The sequence below is a fragment of the Bradyrhizobium sp. genome, from assembly GCF_036009065.1.
Classification (GTDB): domain Bacteria; phylum Pseudomonadota; class Alphaproteobacteria; order Rhizobiales; family Xanthobacteraceae; genus Bradyrhizobium.
The window spans coordinates 17,870-28,028 of the sequence record NZ_DASYMN010000144.1; the positions used below are offsets into that span (position 1 = coordinate 17,870).

Annotated in this window: 8 protein-coding genes; 4 read left to right on the forward strand and 4 right to left on the reverse strand. The window is 61.5% G+C overall.

The window, feature by feature from the left end; all coding sequences use genetic code 11:
• Nucleotides 1-49 precede the first annotated feature (49 nt).
• Nucleotides 50-1,678, forward strand: a complete 1,629-nt coding sequence (locus tag VGP39_RS08680) for a GMC family oxidoreductase (protein ID WP_327567696.1) — start codon at nucleotides 50-52, stop codon at nucleotides 1,676-1,678.
• 143 nt (nucleotides 1,679-1,821) lie between these two features.
• On the opposite strand, the gene hpnO is transcribed toward VGP39_RS08680, so the two are convergent.
• Nucleotides 1,822-3,213, reverse strand: a complete 1,392-nt coding sequence (hpnO, locus tag VGP39_RS08685; protein ID WP_327567697.1) for an aminobacteriohopanetriol synthase HpnO — start codon at nucleotides 3,211-3,213, stop codon at nucleotides 1,822-1,824.
• A gap of 102 nt (nucleotides 3,214-3,315) precedes the next feature.
• On the opposite strand from hpnO, the gene VGP39_RS08690 reads away from it, so the two are divergent.
• Complete coding sequence (locus VGP39_RS08690; RefSeq protein ID WP_327567698.1) at nucleotides 3,316-3,996, forward strand: DUF2147 domain-containing protein; 681 nt, start codon at nucleotides 3,316-3,318, stop codon at nucleotides 3,994-3,996.
• Here VGP39_RS08690 and VGP39_RS08695 read toward each other — a convergent pair.
• The gene (locus VGP39_RS08695) at nucleotides 3,937-6,552 is read right to left on the reverse strand and encodes an MMPL family transporter (RefSeq protein WP_327567699.1); all 2,616 of its coding nucleotides are present in this window, start codon (nucleotides 6,550-6,552) and stop codon (nucleotides 3,937-3,939) included. The two genes, VGP39_RS08690 and VGP39_RS08695, sit on opposite strands and share 60 nt — an antisense overlap.
• A gap of 440 nt (nucleotides 6,553-6,992) precedes the next feature.
• Between VGP39_RS08695 and ispH the strand changes: the two genes are divergently transcribed.
• Both ispH and hpnH read left to right on the forward strand, forming a co-directional pair.
• The gene (gene ispH, locus VGP39_RS08700; RefSeq protein ID WP_414644605.1) at nucleotides 6,993-7,919 is read left to right on the forward strand and encodes a 4-hydroxy-3-methylbut-2-enyl diphosphate reductase; all 927 of its coding nucleotides are present in this window, start codon (nucleotides 6,993-6,995) and stop codon (nucleotides 7,917-7,919) included.
• Between the two features lie 36 nt (nucleotides 7,920-7,955).
• A complete protein-coding gene (gene hpnH, locus VGP39_RS08705; protein ID WP_327567701.1) occupies nucleotides 7,956-9,116 on the forward strand; it encodes an adenosyl-hopene transferase HpnH in 1,161 nt (386 codons plus the stop codon).
• A gap of 140 nt (nucleotides 9,117-9,256) precedes the next feature.
• Here the strand turns inward: hpnH and VGP39_RS08710 are convergent, their stop codons facing one another.
• The gene (locus VGP39_RS08710; RefSeq protein ID WP_327567702.1) at nucleotides 9,257-10,012 is read right to left on the reverse strand and encodes a phosphorylase; all 756 of its coding nucleotides are present in this window, start codon (nucleotides 10,010-10,012) and stop codon (nucleotides 9,257-9,259) included.
• Nucleotides 10,009-10,159, reverse strand: a 151-nt coding sequence (locus VGP39_RS08715) for a hypothetical protein (RefSeq protein WP_327567703.1), incomplete at its 5' end; no start/stop codon positions are given. The genes VGP39_RS08715 and VGP39_RS08710, both read right to left, overlap by 4 nt.

Sequence of the window (10,159 nt, forward strand, 5' to 3'; positions counted from 1 at the left end):
ACAAGGCCGGGCATGACGAGGTGATGATGTGACGACGTGGAAATCAGAAATGCCAAAACGGATTGAGGGCGATTTCGATTATATCGTGGTCGGCGCGGGAACGGCCGGCTGCATCGTTGCCAACCGGCTTTCGGCCGATCCGGCCAGCCGCGTGCTGATCCTGGAAGCCGGCGGCAACGACAACTGGATCTGGTTTCACGTGCCCGTAGGCTATCTGTTCGCGATCGGCAATCCGCGGTCGGACTGGATGTTCAGGACCGAGCCGGAAGCCGGCCTCAACGGACGTGCGCTGGCCTATCCCAGAGGCAAGGTGATCGGCGGCAGTTCCGCGATCAACGCCATGATCTCGATGCGGGGCCAGGCCGCCGACTACGATCACTGGCGGCAGCTCGGATTGTCAGGCTGGGGCTATGACGACGTGCTGCCGGCGTTCAAACGTCTTGAAGATCATTTTCTCGGGGACAGCGAGCATCATGGCACAGGAGGCGGCTGGCGCATCGAAGCGCCGCGGCTGTCGTGGAAAATTCTCGACGCGGTCGGCGACGCCGCGGCGGAAATGGGTATCCGCAAGATTGCGGATTTCAACACCGGCGACAATGAGGGCGTCGGCTATTTCCATGTCAACCAGAAGCGCGGCCGGCGCTGGTCTTCGGCGCGAGGATTTCTGAAGCCGGTCCTGCACCGCGCAAATCTCCGGCTTGAAAAAAACGTGCTGGTCGATCGCCTCGTCGTCGAGAACGGCCAGGCCGCCGGCGTGCGGTTTATCCGGGGCGGCGAGATCGTCGAAGCCCGCGCCAAAGGCGAAGTCATTCTCTGTGCCGGCTCGATCGGATCGGTGCAGGTGCTGCACCGCTCCGGCATCGGGCCTGCGGACTGGCTCATCCCGCTTGGCATCGAGGCCGTGCTGGACCGCCAGGGCGTCGGGCGCAATCTGCAGGATCATCTGCAGCAGCGCGCGATCTACAAGGTCGAGGGCGTGCGCACGCTCAATGAGACTTACTATTCACTATTCCGGCGCGGCATGATGGGCATCGATTATGCCTTCCGCCGCCGCGGGCCCTTGACCATGGCGCCGTCGCAGCTTGGCATTTTCACGCGCTCCGCCCCGCACCGCGAGCGCGCCAACATCCAGTTTCATGTGCAGCCGCTGTCGCTCGACAAGTTCGGCGATCCGCTGCATCGCTTTGCCGCGATTACCGTAAGCGCGTGCAATCTGCAGCCGACATCGCGCGGCACCGTTCGGCTTCGAACGGCTGAGCCGGATAGCGCGCCATCGATTGCGCCGAATTATTTGTCGACCGACGCAGACCGCGAGGTCGCCGCCGACGCGATCCGCACCACCCGGCGGCTGATGAAGCAGAAAGCGCTGGCGCCCTATCATCCGCAAGAATTCTTGCCGGGACCCTCGGTCGGCGACGACGATGCGTCACTGGCCAAAGCCGCCGGCGACATCGGCACCACGATCTTTCACCCCGTCGGCACCGCGAAGATGGGGATGGCGTCCGATCCGCTCGCCGTGGTCGATGAGCGGCTGCGGTTTCATGGCCTCAAGGGGCTGCGTGTGGTCGATGCCTCGGTGATGCCGACCATCACCTCGGGCAACACCAATACCCCGACGGCGATGATCGCCGAAAAGGGCGCGGCGATGATTATTGAGGATGGCAGTCAGGGCGGCTAAACACGTGGGCCGTCATCCTGAGGAACGCGCTCTTGCGCGCGTCTCGAAGGATGGCTGCTTGCACCCGGAGCCCATCCTTCGAGGCTCGCCGTGAAGAACGGCGAGCACCTCAGGATGACGACGGTGATGTGGCAACGAAAGGCTTAAGCCGTCTTCCGGATCGCGTTGTCGACCAGCGTCTTGCCGAGCGACCAGATCGCGCCGGGGACCTTGTGGCTGTCGGCGATGACGGTGTCGAAGGCGCGCTCGATCCAGTTGCAGTCCGCATCCGTAATCGTCAGCGGCGGCAACAGTTTGATGGTGTGGCTGCCGTGGCCGGAAACCTGGGTGAGGATCTTGTGGTCCTTGAACAAGGGAACGGTGATGAGCTGGCAGAACAGGCCCTTGTTGGCAGTTTCCAGCACGTTCCACGAGGCTTTCAGCCGCAGCGACTTCGGCGGGCCGAATTCCACGCCGATCATCAGTCCCTTGCCGCGAACCTCTTTCATCAGTTCGTAGCCCGGCACCATTCTGGTCAAGGCGAGCCGAAGTTCGGCGCCGCGCTTGGCGGCGCTCTCGACCAGCCGCTCCGCCTTGATCACTTCGAGCGTCGCAATGCCTGCCGCCATCGCCAGATCGTTTTTGGCAAAGGTCGAGCCGTGAACCACGGCGCGGTCCATCTGATTGAATACCTTGTCGAAGACGTGCTTGCGCGTCAGCAGCGCGCCGACGGGAACATGGCCGCCGGATAGCGCCTTCGCCAGCAGCACCATGTCGGGTTCGATGTTCCAGTGCTCGCACGCGAGAAACCGTCCGGTGCGGCCGATGCCGGTTTGAATTTCGTCGGCGACCAGCAACGTTCCATAGCGGCGGCACAGCGCAGCCGCGCCCGGCAGAAATTCATCCGTCGGCATGTTGACGCCCTTGCCCTGGATCGGCTCGACGACAAAGGCGGCAACCTGGCGCGATGACAGCGCCTGCTCCAGCGCTGCGAGATCGTTGAAAGGAATCGACGTGCAATCCGGCAGCAGCGGTCCGAAACCGGCACGGAAGTTGGCATCGCCGGTCAGCGACAGCGCACCATAAGACAGGCCGTGGAAGGCGTGATCGCAATAGACGATGCCCGGCCGTCCGGTTGCGCAGCGTGCGAATTTGATCGCAGCTTCGACACATTCCGCGCCCGAATTCGCAAAAAAGACTTTATCCAGGTAAGGCACATAGGCGAGCAGCCGCTCCGCGAGCACGCCCGCAAGCGTGGAAACGTCGAGTTGCACGAGATTCGGCAGGTCGCTGTCGAGCACGCTCTTCAACGTGTCGCGAAGTACGGGATGGTTCCGCCCAATCGCAAAAACGCCAAAACCACTGAGTAGATCCAGATAGCGGGCGCCATCGCGATCGAAGAGGTATTGGCCTTGACCCTTCTGGAAACCGACATCGTATCCAATCGTCTTGAGGACGCGGACAAGTTGTTCGTTGAGGTGGCGGGAATGCATGGAACTCCGCTGCGCCTGGCGGTCCACAAACATCTCGGAAACGTCTAGATTTGGATATAGCATCAGATACATACTTCGGTTGATGGTCGTTTCGTCAACTGAAAACGCTCAATGCGGCGTTTTGCCCCCGGTCCTGATCATCCTACTTAAGCATAGGTTCGAACCATGTTGCACTGCCCTCCAAACTTCACGCGCTCCTTGGTGGTTTGCGGAATCGTTTTTACGTCAGGCTTCGGAACGGCGCTCGCGGCCGATCCAACCGGCGACTGGAAAGTCGCGGACGAAGTCGCCAACATCCGCGTCGCCGAATGCAACGGCAGCATGTGGGGGGTGGTGGCGTGGGAGAAAACGCCCGGCGGCCGCGACCTCAACAATCCCGATGTTTCGCTGCAGAGCCGACCGACCCTGGGCATGCCGATCCTGATCGACATGAAGAAAAAGACCGGGGCGGACCAGTGGGAAGGCCAAGTTTACAACGCCAAGGACGGCAAGCTTTATAGTTCGACGATCAAGCCCGTCGGTTCGGACAAGCTTGAGATTCAGGGCTGCGTATTGGGCTTTCTGTGCGGCGGCGAAACCTGGACCCGCGTCGCGCCTCCGATTCCCAGCAGCCCTTCCAACAGCATGGCCAAGGGGCCGCCGAAGGCGGCCAGCGGGATAAAGACGACCGGCCTTCCCGGCCAACCGGCTCAACCGAAAACCGTTGCGCCTCCGCCTGCGCCCAAGACGACCGGATCGACCGGTCCGAAGACAGTCGCTCCCGGCCAGAAGACCGCCGCCGCGGCCTCAGGTGATGTCGTCGGCGATATTTGTCTCCTCCCTGACATCGCGCGGTTTGCCCATTAGCGCGGGCTGGAACAGCAACACCGCGGCGAGCGTGGTGACAAGCGACAGCGCCAGAAGCTTGCCCATGCTCGCGGTGCCCGGATGGCTCGATAGCCAGAGGCTTCCGAACGCCGTGGCCGTCGTCATCGCGCTGAAAAATATTGCTCGCGTCAGGCTCGACTGCAACAGATTCGTTCTGCCGGACCGCCACGCGGTGACGTAGTAGATCTTGAACGCAACGCCGACGCCGAGCAGCAGCGGCAGCGCGACGATGTTGGCGAAGTTGAGCGGCAAGCCGATCAGCACGCAGATTTCCAGCGTCACCGCGCCGGCCACCAGCAGTGGCACCAGCGTCAGCAGTACGTCGGTTATTCGCCGCAGCGCCAGCCAGAGCAAAAGGCTGATCGAGATCAGCGCCCAGAATCCGGCATGGATGAAGGCCTTCACGACGGTCTCGCCGGATTTGAGAATCGACACCGGCCCGCCGATCGCAGTTGGCTCGGCGGCGAGAACCGCGGCGGCGAATTTTCGCAGCGTCTCGTTATCGTCGGGGTCACCGCGCGGCAACGCTTCGACCCGGGTGATACCCTCCGGGGTTTGCCACGACCGCACGAGATCCGGCGGCAGCGTCTTCAGGCTGACTGGCTGGGCCTGAAGCAGCAGCTTGAGCTGCGCGATCATGATCTTCAGCGGATCGACGAAAACCGCCTGCGCCTTGTTCCGCGTGGCTTCATTGGAGTCGGCGAGTTTGGTCAAGTCGTCGGCAAGCCGGCGCGACGCGTCCGCGCCCGGGCCCTTGGCATCGCCGGCCGTCTTGCGCAGACTGTCGGCAGCGCCCTTGAGCGCGTCGATATTCTCCTGATCGGTGGGCGGCGCGTCGATCTGGTCGGGATTCAATGCCGGATTGAGCACCTTCGCGCCCTGCGCGATCAGCTTCAGTTTGGCCGGTTGATCGGGCGGCACGAAACTGTCCAGCGACCTGGTCCGAAGAACTTCCGGCACCTTGGCAAGGCGGGCCTCGATCTTCCGCGCGTCATCCACGGACTTGCCCATGACGTTGACGGCGCTGGCGCCGGTGTTCGGATCTTTTCGCAGATCGAGATAGGTCGCGATCGATTCGACCTTGGCATTTCTCAGATGGATCGGATTGAAGTCGAACTTGAGAAAATACAGCGCCGGCATTCCGGCGATGGCCACCAGCAGCGTGACGGCGATAATCGCAATACGATGCTTTTCCAGAAAATGGTCGACCGGCGCCAGGAACGCATAGCCGACCGGCTCCTTTTCTCCGGGCGGATTGAGCATCTTGAGCAGCGCCGGCAATACGGTGATGCTCGCGAGGAAGGCCACCAGCATGCCAACGCCGGCGATCTTGCCGAGTTCGGAAATACCCTTGTAGTCGGTCGGCAGGAACGACAAGAACCCCGCTGCGGTCGCCATCGCCGCAAGCGACAGGGGAACGGCCGAGCGCTCGGCCGCGTGGACGAGTGCTGCTTCCAGGTCGTTGTTCTTGAACCGCTCGGACCGGTATCGCACGCTGTACTGGATGCCGAAATCGACGCCCAATCCGATGAACAGCACGGCGAACGCAATCGACAGCAAATTCAGCGATCCTACCATCATCAGGCCGGCGGCGGTGGTGGTCGCAAGGCCGATGAACAGCGTCACGAAAACGGCGAAGATGATTTTCGACGAATGCAGCGCCATCCAGAGAATCAACAGCACCACGAGTACGGTGCCGATACTGTTGACCACGGCGCCATCCTGAACGGTCGCGAACTCTTCATTGGCAGTCGGAACCGGCCCGGTCAGCCGCACCCGCGCGCCATATTCGCCCGCGAGATTGAGATCCCTGGCAGCCTGCCTGATCGCGTCGGTCGCGTCCTTGCCCGGCTCCAGCGCGTTGAAATCGAGAATCGGCTTGAATTCAATGAAGGAGCGGCGATCGGCGTCGGCCAACGGTTTGTTGTTGGCAAGTTCACGCCACGAGAAGGTCGCCGAGCCCTTGTTCAGTACATCCTCGACGGTCTGGGCGATCAGCGAGAACGGCGTTGCCGTGCTGTCCAGTTTGATCTCGCCACGCTTGACCCCCGCAAGCCCGGTCTCCAGAGCGCCGGTCAGTCCGCGCAGACTGGGATCGCCAGCCATGATTTCAATCAAAGGCGCGGCGGATGCGAACTGGCCGGTGGCCTGAGCCACCTCTTCCTTCGGAAGAAACAACAATCCGTTCTTCTGGAAAAACTCGGTGTCGTTCAGCGAGCGGACCGAATCGAAATTCTTGGTGTCGGGAGACAGTTTCTCGACCAACTTGGCGCTCGCCGCGCTGGCGAATTCAGGCGTAGGCGCCTCCACCACGGCCAGAATCAATCTTTCCTGCTGGAAGGCCGTTTCGAACGCAATGTCGCGCTGGCGCCAATCGAGATCGGGCGAAATCAACGTGTTGATGTCGGTGTTGATCTTGAAATGCCGAGCCGCATAGAAGCTCGCCCCCAGCGCAAGGACGAGCGAGAGCACAACGGTTAGCGGGGCAAAACGGGTACAGGTCCTGACAACCGAAACAACGAAACTTGTAAGCACACTTTTTCTTTCTATCTGCCGGTTGGCCTGAAACGCCCGGTGTGTACCGGAGTTCCGGAACCTGATCTAATGGCTTTGAATACACTTGTCTTTAAGGCCACGATAAGGTGGCATAAAGTGTGCCGAGGTCCTGTCCGGGGCTGTATAACCGGGATTGTCGGGCGGTAAAGTGACGAACGAGGGGTTCAAGGGGGCGTCAAAAAGTGCGCATTGGGAGCATAGCTGTATTATAGTACCTTCAGACCATCCCGCTGCGGTAATCTTGTTCTGAATCCGCCTTTGCTTTCGAAGGTATTTTTGTCACAAAGTTCCTCGGCCGCCATGCGGCTCGGGGGCATGAATGAATGCGGGACGGAACTTGGTGCAGATATTGCACATATTTGAGGCTATGGAACGGAGACCGACAATGAGCGCGGTGCAGCTTGCGTAACGGCCGCCCCATGGAAGTGTTTCTCGCGCAGCCCCGCGGCTTTTGCGCCGGGGTCGTGCGCGCCATCGAGATCGTCGAGCGCGCGCTGGAGAAATATGGTCCACCGGTCTATGTCCGCCACGAAATCGTGCACAACAAATACGTCGTCGAAAGCCTGAAGGGCAAAGGGGCGATATTTGTCGAGGATTTGTCGGAGGTTCCGCCCCACGCGGTCACGGTCTTCAGCGCCCACGGCGTCGCCAAAAGCGTCGAGGAAGAAGCCGCGACGCGCGGCTTGCCCGTTTTGAATGCAACCTGCCCCCTGGTCACCAAGGTGCATAATCAGGGCAAGCGATACATGTCGAAGGGCCGCGCGCTGGTCCTGATCGGGCACGCCGGCCATCCTGAAGTGGTGGGAACCATGGGCCAGGTTCCCGGCCCGGTACTTCTTGTCCAGAATGTGGACGACGTCGCGGCCCTTACGCTGCCTGCCGACACCCCGGTAGCCTACATCACCCAGACGACCCTCAGCGTCGACGACACAAGGGACATCATTGCGGCGCTCCAGGCGCGTTTTACAGATATTCAAGGCCCGGACATCCGGGATATCTGCTATGCGACACAGAACCGGCAATCTGCGGTAAGAGACCTCAGCAAGCTCGTCGACGTTATCCTGGTGGTGGGGGCGACCAATAGTTCCAACTCCAATCGGCTTCGCGAAATCGGTACCGAAGTCGGGGTCGCAAGTTATCTCATTGCCGATGGCAGCGAACTCAATCCGGATTGGCTGAAAGGCGCGAAGGCCGTGGGCATCACGGCTGGCGCGTCGGCGCCGGAAGTTCTTGTCGATGACGTCATTGAGGCCCTGAGGCGCATCGGGCCGGTGGCCGTTTCGGTCCTGACGGGACGGGAAGAAAACATCGAATTCCGGCTTCCGGCCGAACTCACTGCGGGCTGATCTAACTCGAGCTAAAGTCCAGAAAGAAAACTTGTAATGGCAATACCGTTCTTCAAAGAGCTCCGCATCGGCGGCTACCTGATCAAACAGAAATTGATGGGCCGCAAGCGCTATCCGCTGGTGCTGATGCTGGAGCCGCTGTTTCGCTGCAACCTCGCCTGCGTCGGCTGCGGCAAGATCGACTACCCCGATGCAATTCTCAATCGCCGCATGTCGGCGCAGGAATGCTGGGATGCCGCCGACGAATGTGGCGCGCCGATGGTGGCGATTCCCGGCGGCGAGCCGCTGATCCACAAGGAGATCGGCGAGATCGTACGCGGGCTGGTGGCGCGCAAGAAATTCGTCTCGCTCTGCACCAACGCCCTGCTTTTGGAAAAGAAGCTCGATCTGTTCGAGCCGTCGCCCTATCTGTTCTTCTCGGTGCATCTGGACGGCCTGAAGGAGCACCACGACAAGGCGGTGTCGCAGAAGGGCGTGTTCGATCGCGCGGTATCGGCGGTCAAGGCCGCGAAAGCCCGCGGCTTCACGGTCAACGTCAACGCGACGATCTTCGACGGCCACGCCGCCGAAGAAATCGCAAAATTTCTCGATTTCACCACCGAGCTTGGCGTCGGCGTTTCGATGTCCCCGGGCTATGCCTATGAGCGCGCGCCGGATCAGGAGCACTTCCTCAACCGCACCAAGACCAAGAAGCTGTTCCGCGACGTATTCGCGCTCGGCAAGGGCAAGAAGTGGAATTTCATGCACTCCGGCCTGTTCCTCGACTTCCTCGCAGGCAACCAGAACTACGAATGCACCCCATGGGGCATGCCGGCGCGCAATATCTTCGGCTGGCAAAAGCCCTGCTATCTCCTGGGCGAAGGCTACACAAAAACCTTCAAGGAATTGATGGACACCACGGACTGGGAAACCTACGGCACCGGCAAGTATGAGAAGTGCGCCGACTGCATGGCGCATTGCGGTTACGAGCCGACCGCGGCCAATGCGGCGTTGAGCAATCCGCTGAAGGCGATGTGGGTGGCGCTACGCGGCATTCGCACCACCGGCCCGATGGCGCCCGAGATCAATCTCGAGAATCAGCGTCCGGCGCAGTACATCTTCTCGGCCGAAGTTCAGAAGCGCCTGTCGGAGATCCGCCGTGACGAGGCCGCGGCGGCTGCCGCCAAGCAGCAGCAGAAAGCCTCCACGGCGGCGTGAACTTTATCGTCATTGCGAGGAGCACTTGCGAGGAAGCAATCCACAAGTCGTCATGCGCGGGCTTGACCCGCGCATCCATCATACTTTGCAAGAGTCTTCCGAAGACGATGGATTGCCGGGTCAAGCCCGGCAATGACGGCTTAAGCCACCGCCGGTACTTCTCCGGCATCCTCCGCAACGAGGCCCTCGCCCCCCAGCAAGAAGGCACGGCAGCCGCGCAAGGACCGTAGCGCCCGGTTGAAGTCGAGCCCGGTCGATACCAGCGCCCGCAAGGTCAGTGGATTTCGCGCCACACCGCGCAAAACCTTGCGCAGGTCGATGTCGCCATTGGGCTTGACCGCAGCCATGGCCAGCGCCGGCAGCGCGCGGTCCGCAGGGTCGCTCACCACGCGCAGGGCCGCGAACGGCAATCCTGCCTCAGCGGCATAGGCCGCCGCGATATGGCTCTCCATGTCGACCGCGATGGCGCCGGTCTCCAGATGCAGGGCGGCTTTTCCAGCTTGGGCCGCGACCACTTCTTCGACTCCGGCCACTCCGCCCTGGACCACCCGGCTGTTCCCGAGCGCAGTGCCGGCGATCAATTCCTCGCTCAGCGCGAAGCCGGCCAGCCAGCGCGAATCGCCAGCCATGACCTCGGTGGCAACCACGACGTCCCCCGACTTCAGGGACGGACAGAGACCGCCGGCAACGCCGAAGCTGATGACGCCGCGTATTGTGGATGGATCGAGCGTCGCCAGAAGCGCGCGCAATTGCTGCGGATCGCTGCTGCTGCAGATGACCGTCATGCCGGGCCCAGCCGCGATGCGGGCCTCCTGCGCAAGACCAGTCACGATCAGTATCGGCCGTGGATCAAAGGCATTGTCCACGGACGCGTCAGTCCCCGCCCCCAAATTCACATTCCAACCCCTACCACCCTGCTGTTGGTGCTCTTCAAATTTCGATACCGCGCCAGCGCCCAGAGCGGAAAGAACTTCGAGTAGCCATGATAGCGCAGATAAAACACCCGAGGAAAGCCCGTTGCCGTGTAGCGCTGCTCATCCCAC

Bases quoted from the DNA above. Each gene is read 5' to 3' on its own strand.
- VGP39_RS08680 (WP_327567696.1), top strand. From the start codon at position 50: ATGCCAAAACGGATTGAGGGCGATTTCGATTATATCGTGGTCGGCGCG.
- hpnO (WP_327567697.1), bottom strand. From the start codon at position 3,213: ATGCTATATCCAAATCTAGACGTTTCCGAGATGTTTGTGGACCGCCAG.
- VGP39_RS08690 (WP_327567698.1), top strand. From the start codon at position 3,316: ATGTTGCACTGCCCTCCAAACTTCACGCGCTCCTTGGTGGTTTGCGGA.
- ispH (WP_414644605.1), top strand. From the start codon at position 6,993: ATGGAAGTGTTTCTCGCGCAGCCCCGCGGCTTTTGCGCCGGGGTCGTG.
- hpnH (WP_327567701.1), top strand. From the start codon at position 7,956: ATGGCAATACCGTTCTTCAAAGAGCTCCGCATCGGCGGCTACCTGATC.